We start from the raw sequence: 16,797 nt of genomic DNA, 5'->3' as shown, positions 1-16,797 counted from the left end.
GAGTGACCCTCGTTTACATAAACAGCAGTGCTGCGCCCAGGCTGGCGGCACTGGCAATCATCTGTGTCCGCTGCTGGGACTTCTGCTGGGTATATGCGGCCTTGTTCGCGCTATTGGCCGACGCCCGAGCGCCCTCCATCTGCGCTGCCGAGCCAAAGCCGTTAAGTGCGTTCTGGCGAAGCGATTGCCCTGCGTTCATCAACCCGGCGAGCGTCTGGCGTTTGTTGTCGCGGTCTGCATCCGCTGCGAGGTTGCCTGCGGTCACGGTGTTAAGCGTCGAGCCGAGGTTCTGCTGGCGGGCTTCGCCGGCTGCTGCCGCCGGTGTAACGGTAGTGCCGTAGCGTTCGCGCATGCGTTCAAGCGACGCCCGGCTGCGCACAGCATCTGCCTGGGCCGCATCCATCGACGCGCCCACAGTAGATTCGCCAAGCGAACCGATGACCTGTTGTTCGACCGGGCGGAACTCGTTCAGATACCGCTCAAACTCATCCCGCGAAATACGGCCCAACTCGTCAGCTAGAGGTGTCTGGCTCATGGATTAACGCCCCCGGTACATATTGCGGGTGCCGCCAAGTGCCTTAGCGGCGCCCAGTTGCTCGCCGCGAGCAAGCATCAGCGCGGTTGAAGTGCCAAGCCGACGCTCGGCATCAGCAAACTGCGGATTGGCGCTGCGCAAGGTAGAGACTTCGCGCTGATCAGTAAGGCGCTGCTTGTACTCCGCCAGCTTGGGGGCCGCATAGGCACCGCCAAGGGTTGCAGCTGCGCCAACCACCGCTGATTTCATATCGGCCTTAGCCTGCTGCTTGGCAATTTCCTCGCGGGTCTTGTCGATAGCAGCCTGGGTCTGGATCATGCCTGCCTGCGACAGCGATTTGGTGGCGTCAGCACTCACCCCGAGGCCCACCTCAAGCGAGTCCAGGCGGCCATCGTCACGCTCTCGCCGACCCTGCGCCAAACCCGAAACACGGCTGGTGGTCATGGCCTCAGCCAAACTGGTGGTATCCATGCTGGAGCCAGTCATACCGGTGGCGCGGTACAGATCGGTCACCTCGCGGGCCGATGCCGTCGCATTCTGGCCGGAAAAACGGGCAGAAGGGTCTTGGCCGGCCACATCCCGGTACTGAGCCTCAAGCGGAGCGTAAGTAGATCGGTAATGCGCGATCTGATCCTTAGCCAGCTGAGCTTGCATCTTTTCGCCGGCCGAGGCCTGCACCTCCTCCGGTTTGCTGCCGCCGCCACTCATCAATAACCTCCGTACTTCACAACCCGGGTAACATTCGCCTGCATCGACTCCGCCTCACGGCTGGCCTTGAGCTGCTCGGCACTGGCCAACGAAGCCATCGCCATCGCCGATTGCAAATTGCCCCAAAGCACATTGGGCATGGCCAGTAGCCGAGCCTGGGCGCCATAGAGGATGCCGTCACGGTGCGACTCATACAGCTCGTCCGGCAGGACATCCAGCTTGTTTGTCGGTGCCACCGCCATGTGAACGACCAGGCCATCGACGGTGTAAGTGCGCTCCGGGATTCGATCCAGCGTCAACACAGGGGCGTATCCCGAAAACGCAAAACCCTCCGGCTCCCCCACAATACTTTTCAGCGAGCGCGGGGACACAGCGCGGAGGTCAACACCATCAAGTCGCGACCAGTAGATGTGGACAGGCTTGGTGTCGGCCGGCAGCTCCAGGTCAACTTCCTGCACACCCTGAATGACAGCAAGCGGATCGGTAGTGATCCGCCACGCTTTCGTCTCGCGATAGAAATCGACGCAGGCAACCCGCAGCATCCGCTCAACGATTGTCTCGGGACACTGGGGGGCCGTGATCAGGGCCTCGGCGAGAAGCTCCTCGACGTAGTTCATCGGATCGCTCGCTCACCGGTAGACTGACCAGCGTTCGGGTTGAACGTGGCCTCGTTCGTGGTCTTGGCAGTCAGCGTGTTCACGAACAGGGTGTAGTGCGTGGCGCTGCGCTCTGCATTGCCGGCATAGTCTGCATCCTTCGAGTACGCGCGGAACAGGACGTAATCCAGCAGGCAGTTGGAGTAGATATCCGGGATGCGGATTCCCACTCGGTACGACTCCAGCAGATTCTCGTCTGCACCAGAAGCCAAGGTCACATCGTCCGGGCTAACAGACACAACCGCCTCGACCGCGCCAGCCCCATTGTTACCGGGGAAGACGTAGAAGTGGGTCGGGTCGGTTTCATCGAAGCAAAAGTGCTTCACGTTCTGCTCGTAGGGAAACACGGACGGGTCATGCCAAGAGGGATGCTGCGCATCGAGCACCTCACGCGCGACCAGGCGGCAGGCACGAGTACCCACACGCGGGTTGGTCACCGGTGTTTTCAGGTTGCGGATGACGCGCAGCAACGCCAGTCCACCGGGGCCGATGGACTGGAGAGTACCCTGCTGGAGCGGCAGCGCTACGTTCTGCGCCGTCGCACTCGGCTTGTAGATCGCCACCTCACGCTGACCATCATTCAGCCAGTCGAGAAGCTCCCGATATGGCCAGCGGACGCCTGTTTTGTCCTGCACAATGGTCTGTGCGCGATCAATAATCGAACTGGCCAAAATCGGCATGGTTTACTCCTCTGCTTTGACAGAAGCCCAGGCCGCATCGCGCTCGGCATCAGTCACTTGGCGACCCAGCTGCTTACGCAGCGCGACCAGACTGGGCTCGCCAGTGCGCTCGCTGAACGCTTTGGGGTCACCGCTTTCCATCAACGCCTTGATAGCGCCGATGACATCTTCGATACCCGCCGGGGCCTCGGTATCAACGGGCTCTTCGGCGGAAGATTCTGCGTCGTATTCACGAACGCCTTTTGCCAAGGCCGGGGCGATCAGCCCCTCGGGCAGCGTGTAAGGCTCGCCTGCCACCATGCGAAATTGCTTGCCGAAGTGGGTGATCATCTGTGTTTTTGGGGAAACGTACTGCTTGTCAGACATCGGGATTCTCCATCAGTGAAAAAAGGCCCCCCGGAGGGGGCCAATCCCCAATCAAGACAGTGCGGATACCGCAGTGTCGATGGTCAGAACACCAAAGTCTTCCTTGGTGTTGTAGCTGGACAGGTTGCCCTTGTACTGCGGCTTTTTCAGACCGAACATCTTGCCGATGGAAATACCGTAGGAGTTCTTGTAGTCGAAATCCTCTTCTTCCCATTCGGCGATGCCGATGTCAGCCATACCCATAGCCTGCGCACCGCAGAGCAGTACACGCTGGCCGATGTCGTTACCGGTGAGACCGAAGCGGGAACCCGCAGCAGCACCCTCGTTACTGAAAACGTGGTGATACTCGTGGATCATCATGCCGTCGACCATCACGCTGGAAACGCCGGAGAACAGCTCGTTACCGGAGCCGCGAACACCGACAGCGCGGACGTTAGCGAGGAAGTCCGGGTCCAGACGCAGGTCAGCCATGCCCATCGGGGTTACGAAGACGTGGTAAACCTCCTCGCCGCCCTTGCCCTTGATACCGCGGATGAAGCTGTCCTTGGCGGCAGCTTTCAGTTGCACCAGCGCCTTGTAGGTCAGCGGGATGATCACGCCATCAGCGGCGTTGTCACCAGTACCACGGCTCAGACCGTTGGAAGTCAGGTAGAAGCAACGGTTGGCGGTCGGTGCGACGGTAGCCGGATCGGGAGCAAACTCCAGGTCGGCCAGGTTCTGACCAGTCGGCAGTACCGGACGCAGAGCACCGTTGGTTTTCAGCGTGTACGGCAGGGACGACAGGGTAAGGAAGCCCAGCTGATCCATACGGTCTGCAATCCAGTACGCCAGCGCATCAGAGGAGGCGTTACGGAAATTGACGATGGACTTCTGGTCGCTCAGCTTACCGGTGTTGCGGTTGGCGTGACGCAGCTGGTCGATCTGGATCACGTCTTCGAAGCTGTTGAGGGCTTCTTCGTTACCGATCAGCTGGTAGTCGCCGGTAACACCGTCGCCTTGCAGGTCAGCCAGCAGGGTCATTACTGCTCGGGCGCCTTTCTTCGTCTTGGTCAGCTCAGTGACCATCTGAATCATGGCGTTCGGGCCTTTACCGGTGAAACGGTTCAGGAAAGAGTGAGTGCGGGCATGGTGCCAGAACTTGAGGCTCCACGCTGTTTTCTGCTCGTTCGTCAGAGCAGCAAAATCGGTCATTGCCATTTTGGTTTCCCCTCTACCGCGCACAGCCAGCGCGGCAGCAAAAAAGTTGATTTGCTTGCCTGCGCCCGTGTCGTGGGAGCTACCGAAATGTGCGCCCTTGAGGGTGGCGTACCCCGTCTCGCTATCGTGGAGACACCCGAAGATGCCTAAATATTAGCACTGCTGATACCCAAAGAAAAGCCCCGGATGGCCGGGGCTTGCAAGGGAATTATGCGATACCCAAAAGCCTATCCTGGACAGACTTGGGCAGAGCCATAAACTCCTCCGGCGTTGCCTTGAACACGTCGAAGGAAGCGGCCGCATCGTCCTCGCCGCGATTACCGGTCAACTCAGGCGCTGCGCGAGTGGCCTTCTCCACCTTGGCTTTGGTCTTGACCGCGCGGCGAGTGGCAGCCACATCAGGCTTCGTCCGGGGCTGCGGAGCCGGGGCTTTGCGGTCCTGCAAACCATGCAGCTTGGCGACGGTATCGGCAGCTTTACGAGTGGCCTCGGCCAAGGTGTACCCGTTGGCCATATAAGTGCGCTGGTACATCACAGCCTCGGCCGAGATATCCTCGTTGAAAGCCTCACCGTTATCGTCCAGCTCCGGGAAGCGCTCGTTGATTTCGCGCAGCGTGGCCTTCATTTCCAGGCGCTCTTCGACCTGGCTGATTACGTCCTCGCTCATACCGGCGTCACGCGAAGCCTCCGCGGCCTGCTGCGGAGTCAGTGAGGCCATCAGATCAGCCTGAATCTCAGCCGCCTTGGTTGAGTCGCCAGCAACCAGCGCCTCATTGGCTTCCGCCATGCGGGCTGCAATCTCTTCACGGGTCAGCGGTTTGGGCCGACTCGCCTCAGCTGCCTCCTGACGAACGCGGGCAAGCTCCTGCTCAAGCTCCTGGACGCGCTGCGCTTCCATACGGGCTCGGCGCAGGGCCTGATCCATGCGGGCCTTCGGCACCATCGGCGCTTTGCCCTTGGCCTTGGGCTTACCGCCCTCGTCCTCGTCCTCGCCCTCGTCCTCGTCCTCGCCATCACCGTCTTGATCGTCTGCATCGGCCTCGTCTGCATCGGTCTCGTCTGCATCGGTCTCGTCTGCATCGGTCTCGTCTGCATCGGATTCGTCTGCATCGGACTCGTCTGCATCGGACTCGTCTGCATCGGACTCGTCTGCATCGGACTCGTCTGCATCGGACTCACCCGTATCAGGTTCTTCTACCTCAGGCTCATCGCCGGTAAGGCCGAAGTCGAGGGTATCTGGCAGCTCCTCAATGTTGCCTGTTTCGAGGAAATCGCCCATATCAATAGCCGGGCCGTTGTTGGTATCCATAAGGACTCCTGTTTACTCCGTTGGGGATTGCTTTTGGCGAGCCATAGCGGCAGTAGCCACCTGAACGTCGCCTTGGAACTTGGTACGGGCCAGATCGGCGGCGATGCGGGTCTGCTCGCCACGCGCCCGAGCGCCGTGGGTCATCTGCGCCAGCATCAGACGGGTTTGGAGTTCTTCGCGCTTGAGCACGATCTGCGCTTCCAGGCGGTCGCGCTCCAGCTGAATCTCCGGGGCCTCGTCGCCGCCGGCCAGCTGACTGGCCTTGGCCATATTCACAGCGGTGGACGAACGCAGGTTCTCGGCCTGGGCCATCAGCTTGTCCAGCTCGCCGCGAGCAGTCTCGATAGCCAGCTGTTGCTGGATCATCATCAGTTCCATTTCCTGCTCGGTCGGCGCCGCCTGACCCAGCAGTTTCTCCACCTGGGCCGCAATCTCGTCGCGCTCGGCCAGATCGCTGTGGCGAATGATGACCTGATCCGGGATCGCCAGACCGTTGAGGCGCATATCCATGAGCGAGGCAAACTGACCTTCGTCATAGTTGTTGCGGCGGGCGGTAGTGGTCACGGCGATGTCATACTCGCCCTCGGTCACATCGTTTACGATGCGGCCGGCAGCGTCGATCTGATTGATCACCAGCTCCTCAGGGTCCATGTTCGGGTTCGGATCGAAAGTGACCTGAACGATGCGTTCCTCGGTATAGAAGTCCTGAATCAACTCCAGAATCTTGCTCGCCACCAGATGCCGGGTCAGCTCCATGTTGGCCGCAACAACCTCCAGCTGGACCTGGCCCTGCTGCGTCTTGCGGTCGAGCGCAACACCCGACACGGATGCTGCGGCGAAGCCCAGCATGCCATCATTGACGCCACTGATTTCACGGATGGCGAACGCCGCCTTCTCGCTGATGCGATCCAAACCGCTCGGGACAGAGTTCGGGGTGATCTTCTCGGGTGCCTGGGCGCCACGGGCGTACTCGATGATCAAACCAGTCTCGGCCCCGCGCAGCTCCAGCTCGTCCACCGTCATATTGACCAGAGTGCCTTCCTCAACCTTCCAGCCGCTGTTGGCGGTGGTGTTGACGATGTGCAGCTCCTGGCTACGGGTCTTGTTCAGGTATTCCTGCGGGCCGACGAGGTTGCGCACCATGCCGAAGGGCTTGCCCCGGCGGAAATACGGGAAGAACGGCACGATGGTGAAGGTCTTGTAGATCGACCAGTCATCGAACAGTAGTACAGAGTCGACGGATACCGTCCAGCGGACACGCCGGCCAGGGCGCTTGTGCAGGAACAGGCCCATCTTCTTGGCAAAGGCCGCCGCCTTCTTCTTGCTCCAGCCGCTCGGCACCTCAGACATATCGCCTGTCTCAGGGTCAACGAACATCTGCTCCATCGTCCAGCGATAGTGCTGACGCTCTACGACCCGAACCGATCGAATGTCGCGGTTGTCCTTGTCGTCCTGGTCATAGACGAAGGTTGTGCCAGAGGTCTCGCCAAAGCTGGCCTCCTCAAAGCGAATACTGTCAAACCGGTTGTACTCACCGGAAAGCGCCATCGTGCTGATTTCATCCGCCTTGTCCTGCCCGTAGAGGCCGGCAATCTCCTCCAGTGACATCCAGCGGGTGACCGTCACCTCGTTCCAGGTGGCCGGGTCATACTCCTTCGCATCCGGGTCGAGTACCACAGTAAGCGGGTCGAGCGACGTGATCTTCACGTCACCCTGCATGTGGTTGCTGAAATCCATGCGCACATCGAAAAAACCACGATCCTGAATCAGGCCGTCAGCCATGACCGAGGTTTCAAGGAAGCGATAGCGGTTGGCATGCTGAATCTGCATGGTCAACTTGCTGAGGATAGTGGCCACCTCACGGGAGGCATTGCGGCGCGGCTTGAAGGAAATCGCGACATCCCGGCGAATCTGCTCGCCGAGTGCCGCGTTGATCACAGCCAGGATCATATTGAAGGTCAGCGCAGGGCGACCCTCTTTCTCCAGCTTGGCCTTAACCGCCTCGTCCCACTGCCCGTCGCCGGTGTACATGCCATCAAACTTCTTGGCCTGCGTGGTGTAGTCGATGTGGCCGCTATCGCGAGCGCGGACATAGCGAGCAGTATTGTGTCGCGCAACAGAGATAGGGTCAGAAACGGCCATTGACAAATCCTCGAATATCAGCAGTGCTTATATTATCACGCGCTATTGCGGGCGTGTAGCCGGCAGCGGCGTTCAAGGATCATCAGATACTCCTCCATCGCCCGTAGCTGGTCATTCATCAGACTGCGGTGCTCGTCCGACAGGGTAAGGTACAGCTCGTTGTCGGTGATGAACGCCGCCAGCTTGGTAACCCGTTCTGCCAACTGAGCCTGCTCTGCTTCCAAACGATCAACAAATGAACTATCCATCTGGGCATTCCTCATCCGCTCATGTAGTTGCGCCGTCCGCTCGTGCCTCGGGCAATTTTGTTCAGCTTGTCTTTCCAGCTCTTCTTCGGCGGTGCCGGCTGCTCACGGGGGCGAACCATCAGGGCCAGAATCTGACCCAGCCACGCCATCGCATCTACACCATCATCATGCACCCCGTTGGGGAAGCGCATCATTTCCGCCACCAGCTGTGCCGTGGCGTTACAACCCTTGCGGAAGTACACCAGCCCCTGCTGCATGCGACCCTGAATGGATCGAGCGCGGGCTACCTTGTCGCGTTTGCCCGGATTCAGCTCCTCGATGAAGAAACTGGTCAGGCGCTCCTCGCGGATGCGCTTGTCGAGGAACGGGCGCAAGGTCATTTCAATATGACCGCGCTCGATGCCGGTGATGGCCGGGCGCCACGTCTTATAGACCTCAAGCATCTTGTCCACCAGCTCCAACGGCCCCCAGTGCCCGCGCTGGATGTCAACGACATAGGTGCGGTCGTGCTGGTCCACACCTACCGTGATGCCGACCGAGTAGTCGTTCTGCTCCTTCTCGCCGATGGCCAAATCCCACGCGGTGTAGAAGTTCATGTCCGAGTACGGCGGCAGCTCCGTTGGCCCGTACCACTTAAACATGGTCGTGTTGAAGTAGTCCCCCTCGTCAGGGGTCGGGTTCTGCTGGTACAGGGCCTGCCAGTCACGCGGGCCGACTGCACGCTTGATGCGTGCCAGCGCCACCTCGTCATAACGCGCCGGGTGCAGCGCCTCGCCCTTCTTGCGGAACAGCTCGTCATGCACCGCCTCAGCCGGGTACTCAACCACAACCCACTCGTCGCCCTCACCCTCAGCCATCTTGCGCAGCAACCGGCCGGCCAGATCGTCGTCATGCCAACGAGTCAGGATCAGCAGCACGCCGCCGCCTGGGGCCAGACGGGTGTAAGCCGTTGAGGTGTACCAGTCCCACACCGCCTCGCGGTTGGTGGCGGACTCAGCGTCGGTTCGGTTCTTGATCGGGTCGTCGATTACCAGGACGTGTGCGCCCCGGCCAGTGATGGGGCCGCCAACACCCGCCGCCGCATAGCCGCCGCCCTCGGTCGTCAGCCAGTTCTCAACCGACTGAGAGTCCTTGTTGATACGGCACTCCGGGAAAACCGCCGAGTACGCAGGGTCGCGCACAAGGTCACGGACTTTGCGCGAAAAGCCGTTCGCCAGGTCAGAGCCGTAGGAACAGCCGATGAACTCGTGCTTCGGGTAATTGCCGAGGTGCCACGCGGGGAAGGACCGGGAGCCAATTTCCGATTTCCCATGACGCGGCGGCATGAAAATCATCAGTCGCGGGGACTGCTGGGCTGCAACCTGGGCGCTGAACCACTCCAGCTTGTCGCAAATGTCCTGATGCACCCAGCCCGGGTCATAGCTGTCATTGAAACGCAGGATGAAGGGCAACAAGTGATTGCGGGCCAGCTCGCGGCGGGCCAGCTCCTGCTTGGCCGCTTCTGCTGCGCTCATAGCAGCGGCTTCGGCAACCTTGTCCTCGCGATCCTGCTTGATCCGTTTTAGCGCCTTCTTCTTCTCACGCTGAATGCGCTGATACTCGGCCCTTTTCTTGGCCAGCGAATCGCCCGGGTCTGTGAAGGTCTGCTTCGCCACCTCCTCGTTGGTGGCCTGAACTGCGTTCTGCACACAGTAGATGCAAAATCCCTGTGCATTGAACAGGGTATGGGGATGTGATTTGGAGCACTTCGGGCACTCGCGCAGCTCGACGCGCTTACCTCGGGCAACGACGGTCAATCTTCGACCTCCTCAAACTGCCCTTCGAGAAGCTCTGGCTGCAAACTCTGGACCTTCAAGCCTGCGAGGCGCATCAGCTCGGATACCGGCAAGTCGGCCAGCTGCTGCGGGGTCACGTCGGTCGGCAGCTCCTTGGTCGGAACCTCATTGAGGCGGTGCAGCTTCACCAGCGAGTCGGTGGCCTTGACCATTTCAGCGGCGGTGGCACTCATGTGGTACGCCTGCATGTACATCGCATGCGCATCCTCAATGCCGAAGCGGACTCGGGGAAGCGATTGCTTCTCCATTTCCTCCTCATACTTGGCGATGTAGGCCTGGATCACCTCGTCGCGCTCCCACTTCAACCCGGTAGCGCGGCAAGCGCCCGCCCTCTCGGCGGAAGCGCGGGAACTGAGCCCTGAAACACGGGCAGCGACGTACACCTTCTGCTGCGCAGTGATGCGGGGCAGATCAAGCAGGTTGAGCTTCTCGTCGGCCTCTATCGAGGCGAGCTGAGCGTCAGGGTCAAGGATTGGGGTAGCAGCCATGCCGGGAATATTAGCACTGCTGATATTGGCCGGTAAAGAAAAGGGCCACTTGGACCCTTATCAGGTCAGCGCGGGCGCCAGCCTTCTTCCTGGGCCGGTGACTGAAGCTGCTGAAGCTGCTGCATCAGTTCGTTGTGGCGGCGCTGGGCATTCGCCTCTGCCTCCCGAGCCTGTGCAGCCGCCATGTTCTGCTGGTTTAGCGAGTCGTTTAAGCGCTGCTGCTCGTGCAGCCGGTATTGGCGGTAGCCATCCGAACCGTGGTCAGGGACGCCCCCGTTGAGCGTCGGGTAAGGGGCGCCGTTGTAGCTCTCGGCAACGGTCGAAGTGGCGGCGGTCAGGAGGAAAAGGCCTAGCAAAAATTTCATAGAAAAAAATTCCGTTTCGCTTTTTCGAAAAGGGTCGATTTCCCGGGGAAAAAAGTCAAGGGGCAAAAGTCGATTTGTCCTGGCCAAGGCAAGGGGCAAGGGGCGGGGGGCAAGGGGTGAAAGTCGAGTGGCAATTGTCACAGGGCGCGGGTGGCAGGGGGGTATGGGGGTGCGCGGTTCAGGGACTCCCGATTGGATTCGCTTCTCAGGTTCCGGCGATTCCAGTTTCAAACCCAAGGAACCTTGTTTTACCCCCTCCCCGGGGGGTTAGGAGATACCTATGTACGCAACACACATCATCTTCGCGCTTGTGCTCATCGCGATCTACTTCACTGCTGCCGCAGTAGGCGTGGCCCACCTCTACATGGTAGCGCACAGGGCTAACCGCTATGCCAAAGCCAAGGCCATGCGCCAAGCGCACATGGGCTTGGGTCAGCTGGTAGGGATACCGGCGCTGGTGATAGGCGTCGCAGTGCTGGGCGCAATACTGGGGGGTGCAGTATGAAGCTCTTCCCAGTGTCATCGCAAGCCGTGGCTCGCGCACTGTGCAGCGAGCTACGCATGACTGGGCGCTATGCCCGCATCATGTCCACCTCACAGGGGTGGGTTGTACTCAGCGCATAAGACGAAACACCACAAGGACGTGGTGTCTGGTGGCTTGGCATGCCACCACTGATGAGTCTGCCACTTTTACACGAGAGAATACACGATGAAAAACATGACCGTAGTAAGCATCAAGAACCAGAACGACTCCAGCACAGAGTCATTCCACCTGCACGGGGGCAGTGAGGGGGAGATAAGCGAAATGAAGTATCTCCTCGATGAGGGGAAACACAGAGAGGCGTTGGCCATCGCCCGCGAGGGCGGTATCGACGTGGACTGGTGGTGGGAGGGAGCCGACGGGTCTTCCGTTCACAGGTTCGACATCCAGCAGGAAAAGGACTGGATGTAAGACGAAACACCACAAGGATGTGGTGTCTAGCGGCTTGGCATGCCGCTACTGATGAGTCTGCCAAACAGCAGTTCGCAGTACGCGTCGCACGGCAATGGCTGTGTGCCCGCATCTGCCATAAAAAAGCCCATCACTGGTTGCAGCCGGTGATGGGCCTACCACTTGTAACTTGGAGAAGTCACGATATGAAAACTATCACTGTTAACGATGTAATGTCCACTGCCTACGGTAGCGAGGTATGGTTGCCTGTCCTGACCAAGGACGCTGACCTGCTTGAATGGGTAAAACCGATGCTCGGCCAGAGCGTCACAACACGCAACGGATATGAGATGTCCCTGTTCCGGGACACCATGTTCAAGAGCCAAATGGCGATGACCAACATCGCATTGGCGCTTCGTGCAGCCAATGAGTTGGGGCTGTTGCCATACACCAAGGCAGTCAAGCACATGCGCGATGCGCACCGCTTGATTGAGAAGGTCTCGATGGGCTTCGCTGCCCACCGGGGTGAGAACCACCGCGAGCTGGTGCTCGCTGAGGTCACGCTGGCAGTCAAGGATGGCTGCTTCGATGAAGCCACATCGGGGGCTCCCGAGCTGTATACAGAGGAGGAGCTGCTGGAGTCGGGTTACGACTACGAGCAGATCGAAGAAATCCTCGAAATGCAGGAAGCCGCGCTCGCCTCGCACAACAGCGGGGAACGGGCAGGCAGCATGTCCGAGGACGAAGGCAAGCTGATCACCGCAATTCACGATCCTAGCCAGCTCTGGGATATGGAGTTCACCGATATCGACTGGATCGAGGCCGCAACGGCCAAGGTCGCACTGATCGGGAAGCAGTGGCCGCAGCCAAGCGTTGCCTGGGACCTGGTGCTAGATCGCCTCGCTGATAGCTGGGCCGCAGCGCTGGAGTACGCGGACGACAAGGAGGCAATGCAGAAGAAGATCGAGCGCCGCATGACTTCGCTCGATGATCTTCACAGCAAGCCGATGTACGCCCGCTGGGCCATCAACCACGTCACCCGCCGGGTATGGCGTGACATTCAGGCTCTCAAGATGACCAAGGAACGCTTTGAGCAGCAGCTGGAGCGTCTGGATCGTCAGGCATTCGCCGAGGAACGCTACAACGCACCGGCCAGCGTCACTCGCGTGGGCATGGGCGAAGCGACTGAGCTGTCGCGGGTGCAATACCTGCCCTTCGGCGATATCAGCGAGGCGGATGTGGGCTTCGGCTCCGAGCTGGTACGGATGTCAGTGTTCGGGGACGGGTCCGCGAGCGCGGTAATCGACTCCATGCCGCATCTGGGGGCGGATGGCGTTCACTTCCACACTGGTGGTGGGCATCAACTGGACACTGGCACTCAGGAAGATCGTGACCGCGCCTGGTTCAACGCGGTGATCGAGGCCTGCGAGGCACAGCGCGATGCAATCACCCCGGTGTACAAGGAGCTGCGCGAGCTTGACCTGTCGCTGGCCAAGATGTGGGAGCTGTTCGCCCGCGACGCGATGCCGGTTGCACCGCCGGTGTACTGGAACAAGCACGGCTGGTATCTGACCGAGCAAGAAGCTCAGGATGCACTGCTCGTCGAGCAGGCTGAGTGGAAGGCCAAGACCCGCATGATGGATGACGATGCGGCCCTCGCTGCAATCCAGCTGATGCTGGCTTCGAAGTAATCAACTCACTCACCAAGTCCCGGGGCACATGCCCCGGGCAGGAGGTTCTATGTCTATGCAAGATCGAATGGCTGCATCCAAGCAGCGTGTCCAAAAGCTCAAGGCTGCTGTAGCAGCTGAGCCAATCAAGCCCGCCAAGCCCGCCAAGCCGCGCATCCGCGTGGTGTCCGGCGGCACCGTCACCGAGGACATGCTGCGCGAAGCACTTGGCCTCAAGCCGAAGGCAGTGGGCCAGTTGGCCCGCTGGCTGGAAAGTAAGGTCGCTGACCACCACGAGGGTGGCAGCTGCCCCCACTGCCACGGGACAGGGCGCTACCTGTTCCACACAGACCCTCGCCGGAACGAGCGGTGCTTCCGCTGCAACGGCAAGGGTCGTCTCGATGCACGAGACATGGCCTTCTACCTCGGGCGGGTGCGAGGCGCTGGCCCGGTCTGCCATGTCAGTGCCGCGACCGCCGCGTGAGTGCGGGCTAACCCCTCCGATTAACCCCTAACACCCGCGTCTGCGTCCGCGTCCGCGTCTGCGTCTGCGTCTGCGTCTGCGTCTGCGTCTGCGTCTGCGTCTGCGTCTGCGTCTGCGTCTGCGTCTGCGTCGGGTTGTATTGCCATTCGTGATGGGACAGGTGTGCGCTGTCAGATGACGAATGTCAATAGTCACTTGGCTTCACTGGGTGGACGGACGAGGGTCACTTGGCACTCGACACTTGCCACTTGCCACTTGCCCTGAATCACGGGTCACTTGCCACTTGGCATAGATCACAGATCACAGATCACAGATCACAGGAGAAAGACCATGCAACCTGAATACACTGTCAGATATCAGGCAGTTGATGGCGTTGGGGAACAGAGCGCCACCTTCCCGACACTGGAAGAAGCTCAGGTGTTCGCCCAGCACGAATGGGCGCTCTGGTACGAAATCACCAACGAGTATTGCGAGGTGGTCGATGAGTCGTAAGCTCAGGGTGCTGCTGGCCTGCTACCGGCTGGCACGATTGTACGGTGTCCCACGGCGGGTGCTCTGGCCCGCATTGGCCCGTGACCTTTGGCGGTTGCTGCCAACCAAGCGAACGCAGCGGGGTACAGACGATGGGTAAACCTAAACCCGATACAGGGGACATCCGACCCGCGAAAGGCGTCACCTGGAGCAAAACAGACGGCGTGTGGAAAGTGCAGATGAAGGGTAAGGCCTTCGGGTGTACAATACACCTTGAGGCTGCCAACGCGCAGGCAGAGGGCGTTCATCGCTATCTGCTCGACAAGGGTCACTTGCCCCCTGTCAGTTGGCGAGTGCCGGAGTGGGATGACCTGCGGCAAGGGACGATACTAAAGTCCAAAGTGTCTCATTGACGAGACGTAAATCGTCAAAATGCGTGGAAAAATTGGTCTTACCAATTTTAAGGGGTTCAAAACTGCCCCCTGGAAAGGCCCGTCCTAGAGCCTTCGCCAGATTTAGGGGGCACTTTGGGGGCACTTTCAAAAAAACAATGCCACCGCCAGAACCCGCGCCATCCGTGGGCTACAGGGAAAAAGGTGGCACTTGGACTACTTTTTTTTCCAGTTGGCCCAGCAACGGGAATAAAATCACAAAATATTGCATAGCATTCCCCACTTCACACAATGGGGTTGGCGGAGCCATACAACAATATTTTGTGATTGAATATCATTTTGTGGCTCAACTTAGTTAAAAACTAAGAAAAACACCCCCTAAAACCCCTACAGCCCAGTAACCACGCGGCCTCCAGCGGTGGCACTTATTTGCCACCAAAGTGCCCCCTGCTGCCCCCAAAGTGCCCCCTGTCCCCCGTCAACCGCTCTAGAACGGGGGTTTCAGGGTGGCATTTTTAGAACCACCGTCACAGGCAAAAATGCCACCTACCAGTCAGCCCTGTTGATATAGATATCAGCAGGGCTTATATTCCCCTTCGCATTCAGTCAGGAGGACTCATGGCCAAATATCGCGCCTCGTTCACCCATCGGGACCGTTACGTCCCGGACGCCCCTCGCAAGCAGACCAAGACCATCGAAGCGGCCAATCCGCTCGATGCTGAAATGCGCCTGCGCTCCATGCTGCTGAAACAAGGCCGGCAGCTGCACTTCATGCTGGCCCTCGTCGAAGTGCCAAAGGACACCCGCCCATCAACCGTCAGCGTGGAGTACGCCCCATGTACGGCCTGATAGCAACATTCGAGCTGATGGACGACCCCGGCAATGAGCAAGAGGTCGGCCCGCTGACCCTCAAACAGGCCCGGGCACTCCACGCCAGTTATGAACCCTTCCTCCTTTGGTGGTCGTTGACCGACAAAGATGGCGAGGAGGTCACCCTGTGGGACTGAATATCAGCAGTGATGATGCGGAGACCATCACTGCCCTGATCCTGTGCTGGCGGCACGGAAAGCCGTCAGCCCCTGTGTTGAAAGCGGCCTGTGGCGAGGACAAGGCCAAGGCCGAGCAAATCATTGACCTGGCGGTTGACCTGGCCGAGTTCATCCGCCTTGTGGAGAAGACCGATGCCGCTAACGCGTGACGAAATCAGACAGGCCCACGCGGCCCTTATCGCGGACCCGAGCCTGACCGTAAAAGAACTGGCTGAAAGCTGGGATGTAAAGCCCATGCGCATCTATCGTGCGCTGAATGACAATGGCCTCTCGCTGCGTGACCGGGAACGGTTGCGAAACACCCCAGAACAGCATGTAAAGGCTCAACGTGCCTCGGGGTTACCGCCCGATCTGTATGCGGCCCGCCACAACCTGCACACCCGCTCGCTGCAACACCATGCGTACCAGCTGGGCATGCGCCTGAACATGGCCAGCTACGCGGACAAAAAGGAATGGTGGGAGCGCACTCTCGCCACGATGAACCCTGCCAGAGTGCAGGAGTTCATCATCGAGCACGACCTGCCCTTGCGACTGGTCGCGTACTGGTTCCACAAGATCAACAGCCCCAGCGAAACCCTGTTGTGGGGTAATGCTGCGTTACGGGAGGTCACGTCTGATCAGTTCCATGACGTAGCCCGCTTCAACAACCCCAACGCTGGGGACACCTTTTACCTCGGCAGAGGTAAAACCCTGAGCCAGATCGACCTTCGACTGGCTGAGGAAATCACGCGCCAATCCCGTGTGTGGGATCGGCGTGCCTAACCGTATCAGCACCGCTGATAAACATCACTTGTCACCTTTGTACACAATCATCGGAGAATCACCATGAAAACCACTGAAAACCCGTTGCAGATCATCGTCAACCAAGCCGCGATCAAGGTCGCAGAGCAACAGTACCGCCTCGCTCGGCTGTTCACCCCCTACGGCTTTGAGCCGGAGCGTGTGGACTTCGATCGAGTCGAGGTGTTCCTCGACGACATCAACCGCGCCTTCCCCAACCCCACCCCGTCCATCCAGAACAGTCTGGATCGAATCCAGGCCGAACTGGCACAGAACCGTGCCCTGTTGCAGGCGTTCGCGGCACAGGACGTGGTGCCAAGTCTCACCGCGGATCAGCTGTTCACCACAGCCGCAGCGAACACCCGCAACCCCAGCATGGCCCGCGTAGCGTAATGCGCGATGCCATTTGCGGGTCACTGGCCTTGGCGGTGTTCACCGCCGCCTTGGCCTACCACTTCCTCAAGGCCGCAGGTGCCTTGTAGTTATGAAAG

22 protein-coding genes are annotated in these 16,797 nt (G+C 59.7%); 10 read left to right on the top strand and 12 right to left on the bottom strand.

Annotated features, from left to right (window positions below; all coding sequences use genetic code 11):
• Positions 1-13: 13 nt before the first annotated feature.
• The 12 genes from ACZ5WQ_RS03080 to ACZ5WQ_RS03025 all read right to left on the bottom strand — a co-directional run bounded on the left by ACZ5WQ_RS03080 (position 14) and on the right by ACZ5WQ_RS03025 (position 10,529).
• The gene (locus ACZ5WQ_RS03080; protein ID WP_464383109.1) at positions 14-535 is read right to left on the bottom strand and encodes a hypothetical protein; all 522 of its coding nucleotides are present in this window, start codon (positions 533-535) and stop codon (positions 14-16) included.
• 3 nt (positions 536-538) lie between these two features.
• Positions 539-1,243, bottom strand: a complete 705-nt coding sequence (locus tag ACZ5WQ_RS03075) for a hypothetical protein (RefSeq protein WP_464383108.1) — start codon at positions 1,241-1,243, stop codon at positions 539-541.
• Positions 1,243-1,860 (bottom strand): hypothetical protein, encoded by a 618-nt coding sequence (locus ACZ5WQ_RS03070; protein ID WP_464383107.1) that lies wholly within the window; start codon positions 1,858-1,860, stop codon positions 1,243-1,245. Before ACZ5WQ_RS03070 ends, ACZ5WQ_RS03075 begins: the two co-directional genes overlap by 1 nt.
• Positions 1,857-2,579: a phage adaptor protein gene (locus tag ACZ5WQ_RS03065; protein ID WP_464383106.1), complete on the bottom strand. Its 723-nt coding sequence runs from the start codon at positions 2,577-2,579 to the stop codon at positions 1,857-1,859. Before ACZ5WQ_RS03065 ends, ACZ5WQ_RS03070 begins: the two co-directional genes overlap by 4 nt.
• A 3-nt stretch (positions 2,580-2,582) precedes the next feature.
• Complete coding sequence (locus ACZ5WQ_RS03060; RefSeq protein ID WP_464383105.1) at positions 2,583-2,945, bottom strand: hypothetical protein; 363 nt, start codon at positions 2,943-2,945, stop codon at positions 2,583-2,585.
• 51 nt (positions 2,946-2,996) lie between these two features.
• Positions 2,997-4,142 (bottom strand): phage capsid family protein, encoded by a 1,146-nt coding sequence (locus ACZ5WQ_RS03055; protein ID WP_464383104.1) that lies wholly within the window; start codon positions 4,140-4,142, stop codon positions 2,997-2,999.
• A 208-nt stretch (positions 4,143-4,350) separates the two neighbouring features.
• The gene (locus ACZ5WQ_RS03050) at positions 4,351-5,451 is read right to left on the bottom strand and encodes a hypothetical protein (RefSeq protein WP_464383103.1); all 1,101 of its coding nucleotides are present in this window, start codon (positions 5,449-5,451) and stop codon (positions 4,351-4,353) included.
• Positions 5,452-5,463: 12 nt separating this feature from the next.
• A complete protein-coding gene (locus tag ACZ5WQ_RS03045; RefSeq protein ID WP_464383102.1) occupies positions 5,464-7,593 on the bottom strand; it encodes a portal protein in 2,130 nt (709 codons plus the stop codon).
• Positions 7,594-7,628: 35 nt separating this feature from the next.
• Positions 7,629-7,841 (bottom strand): crAss001_48 related protein, encoded by a 213-nt coding sequence (locus ACZ5WQ_RS03040; RefSeq protein ID WP_464383101.1) that lies wholly within the window; start codon positions 7,839-7,841, stop codon positions 7,629-7,631.
• Positions 7,842-7,852: 11 nt separating this feature from the next.
• A complete protein-coding gene (gene terL / locus ACZ5WQ_RS03035) occupies positions 7,853-9,637 on the bottom strand; it encodes a phage terminase large subunit (RefSeq protein ID WP_464383100.1) in 1,785 nt (594 codons plus the stop codon).
• The gene (locus tag ACZ5WQ_RS03030; RefSeq protein ID WP_464383099.1) at positions 9,634-10,164 is read right to left on the bottom strand and encodes a hypothetical protein; all 531 of its coding nucleotides are present in this window, start codon (positions 10,162-10,164) and stop codon (positions 9,634-9,636) included. Before ACZ5WQ_RS03030 ends, terL begins: the two co-directional genes overlap by 4 nt.
• 65 nt (positions 10,165-10,229) lie before the next feature.
• On the bottom strand, positions 10,230-10,529 hold the full coding sequence (locus tag ACZ5WQ_RS03025) for a hypothetical protein (RefSeq protein ID WP_464383098.1): 300 nt from the start codon (positions 10,527-10,529) through the stop codon (positions 10,230-10,232).
• A 280-nt stretch (positions 10,530-10,809) separates the two neighbouring features.
• On the opposite strand from ACZ5WQ_RS03025, the gene ACZ5WQ_RS03020 reads away from it, so the two are divergent.
• The 10 genes from ACZ5WQ_RS03020 (at position 10,810) to ACZ5WQ_RS02975 (ending at position 16,699) form a co-directional block, all read left to right on the top strand.
• Positions 10,810-11,034, top strand: a complete 225-nt coding sequence (locus ACZ5WQ_RS03020; protein WP_464383097.1) for a hypothetical protein — start codon at positions 10,810-10,812, stop codon at positions 11,032-11,034.
• Positions 11,035-11,238: 204 nt separating this feature from the next.
• Positions 11,239-11,481: a hypothetical protein gene (locus tag ACZ5WQ_RS03015; RefSeq protein WP_464383096.1), complete on the top strand. Its 243-nt coding sequence runs from the start codon at positions 11,239-11,241 to the stop codon at positions 11,479-11,481.
• Between the two features lie 185 nt (positions 11,482-11,666).
• Positions 11,667-13,151 carry a hypothetical protein gene (locus tag ACZ5WQ_RS03010; protein ID WP_464383095.1) on the top strand — a complete coding sequence of 495 codons (1,485 nt, stop codon included), beginning with the start codon at positions 11,667-11,669 and terminating at the stop codon, positions 13,149-13,151.
• 49 nt (positions 13,152-13,200) lie between these two features.
• Positions 13,201-13,614: a hypothetical protein gene (locus tag ACZ5WQ_RS03005; RefSeq protein ID WP_464383094.1), complete on the top strand. Its 414-nt coding sequence runs from the start codon at positions 13,201-13,203 to the stop codon at positions 13,612-13,614.
• Positions 13,615-13,944: 330 nt separating this feature from the next.
• Positions 13,945-14,106, top strand: a complete 162-nt coding sequence (locus ACZ5WQ_RS03000; RefSeq protein ID WP_464383093.1) for a hypothetical protein — start codon at positions 13,945-13,947, stop codon at positions 14,104-14,106.
• Between the two features lie 989 nt (positions 14,107-15,095).
• Positions 15,096-15,326: a hypothetical protein gene (locus ACZ5WQ_RS02995; protein WP_464383092.1), complete on the top strand. Its 231-nt coding sequence runs from the start codon at positions 15,096-15,098 to the stop codon at positions 15,324-15,326.
• Positions 15,314-15,484 (top strand): hypothetical protein, encoded by a 171-nt coding sequence (locus tag ACZ5WQ_RS02990; RefSeq protein ID WP_464383091.1) that lies wholly within the window; start codon positions 15,314-15,316, stop codon positions 15,482-15,484. Before ACZ5WQ_RS02995 ends, ACZ5WQ_RS02990 begins: the two co-directional genes overlap by 13 nt.
• Positions 15,475-15,675 (top strand): hypothetical protein, encoded by a 201-nt coding sequence (locus tag ACZ5WQ_RS02985; RefSeq protein WP_464383090.1) that lies wholly within the window; start codon positions 15,475-15,477, stop codon positions 15,673-15,675. The genes ACZ5WQ_RS02990 and ACZ5WQ_RS02985 overlap by 10 nt, the downstream gene beginning before the upstream one ends.
• Positions 15,659-16,288, top strand: coding sequence for a hypothetical protein (locus ACZ5WQ_RS02980; protein WP_464383089.1), 630 nt, complete (start codon positions 15,659-15,661; stop codon positions 16,286-16,288). Before ACZ5WQ_RS02985 ends, ACZ5WQ_RS02980 begins: the two co-directional genes overlap by 17 nt.
• 63 nt (positions 16,289-16,351) lie before the next feature.
• On the top strand, positions 16,352-16,699 hold the full coding sequence (locus tag ACZ5WQ_RS02975) for a hypothetical protein (protein ID WP_464383088.1): 348 nt from the start codon (positions 16,352-16,354) through the stop codon (positions 16,697-16,699).
• Positions 16,700-16,797: the final 98 nt, after the last annotated feature.

The sequence above is a fragment of the Halopseudomonas sp. T1L2 genome, assembly GCF_055397385.1.
Note: the sequence above shows the minus strand (reverse complement) of the source record. Positions and strands in the feature narration are given on the sequence as shown.

What these genes read in the sequence shown, in the direction of transcription:
- ACZ5WQ_RS03080 (WP_464383109.1), bottom strand. Translation starts at nt 535, where the DNA reads ATGAGCCAGACACCTCTAGCTGACGAGTTGGGCCGTATTTCGCGGGAT.
- ACZ5WQ_RS03075 (WP_464383108.1), bottom strand. Translation starts at nt 1,243, where the DNA reads ATGAGTGGCGGCGGCAGCAAACCGGAGGAGGTGCAGGCCTCGGCCGGC.
- ACZ5WQ_RS03070 (WP_464383107.1), bottom strand. Translation starts at nt 1,860, where the DNA reads ATGAACTACGTCGAGGAGCTTCTCGCCGAGGCCCTGATCACGGCCCCC.
- ACZ5WQ_RS03065 (WP_464383106.1), bottom strand. Translation starts at nt 2,579, where the DNA reads ATGCCGATTTTGGCCAGTTCGATTATTGATCGCGCACAGACCATTGTG.
- ACZ5WQ_RS03060 (WP_464383105.1), bottom strand. Translation starts at nt 2,945, where the DNA reads ATGTCTGACAAGCAGTACGTTTCCCCAAAAACACAGATGATCACCCAC.
- ACZ5WQ_RS03055 (WP_464383104.1), bottom strand. Translation starts at nt 4,142, where the DNA reads ATGGCAATGACCGATTTTGCTGCTCTGACGAACGAGCAGAAAACAGCG.
- ACZ5WQ_RS03050 (WP_464383103.1), bottom strand. Translation starts at nt 5,451, where the DNA reads ATGGATACCAACAACGGCCCGGCTATTGATATGGGCGATTTCCTCGAA.
- ACZ5WQ_RS03045 (WP_464383102.1), bottom strand. Translation starts at nt 7,593, where the DNA reads ATGGCCGTTTCTGACCCTATCTCTGTTGCGCGACACAATACTGCTCGC.
- ACZ5WQ_RS03040 (WP_464383101.1), bottom strand. Translation starts at nt 7,841, where the DNA reads ATGGATAGTTCATTTGTTGATCGTTTGGAAGCAGAGCAGGCTCAGTTG.
- ACZ5WQ_RS03030 (WP_464383099.1), bottom strand. Translation starts at nt 10,164, where the DNA reads ATGGCTGCTACCCCAATCCTTGACCCTGACGCTCAGCTCGCCTCGATA.
- ACZ5WQ_RS03025 (WP_464383098.1), bottom strand. Translation starts at nt 10,529, where the DNA reads ATGAAATTTTTGCTAGGCCTTTTCCTCCTGACCGCCGCCACTTCGACC.
- ACZ5WQ_RS03020 (WP_464383097.1), top strand. Translation starts at nt 10,810, where the DNA reads ATGTACGCAACACACATCATCTTCGCGCTTGTGCTCATCGCGATCTAC.
- ACZ5WQ_RS03015 (WP_464383096.1), top strand. Translation starts at nt 11,239, where the DNA reads ATGAAAAACATGACCGTAGTAAGCATCAAGAACCAGAACGACTCCAGC.
- ACZ5WQ_RS03010 (WP_464383095.1), top strand. Translation starts at nt 11,667, where the DNA reads ATGAAAACTATCACTGTTAACGATGTAATGTCCACTGCCTACGGTAGC.
- ACZ5WQ_RS03005 (WP_464383094.1), top strand. Translation starts at nt 13,201, where the DNA reads ATGTCTATGCAAGATCGAATGGCTGCATCCAAGCAGCGTGTCCAAAAG.
- ACZ5WQ_RS03000 (WP_464383093.1), top strand. Translation starts at nt 13,945, where the DNA reads ATGCAACCTGAATACACTGTCAGATATCAGGCAGTTGATGGCGTTGGG.
- ACZ5WQ_RS02995 (WP_464383092.1), top strand. Translation starts at nt 15,096, where the DNA reads ATGGCCAAATATCGCGCCTCGTTCACCCATCGGGACCGTTACGTCCCG.
- ACZ5WQ_RS02990 (WP_464383091.1), top strand. Translation starts at nt 15,314, where the DNA reads ATGTACGGCCTGATAGCAACATTCGAGCTGATGGACGACCCCGGCAAT.
- ACZ5WQ_RS02980 (WP_464383089.1), top strand. Translation starts at nt 15,659, where the DNA reads ATGCCGCTAACGCGTGACGAAATCAGACAGGCCCACGCGGCCCTTATC.
- ACZ5WQ_RS02975 (WP_464383088.1), top strand. Translation starts at nt 16,352, where the DNA reads ATGAAAACCACTGAAAACCCGTTGCAGATCATCGTCAACCAAGCCGCG.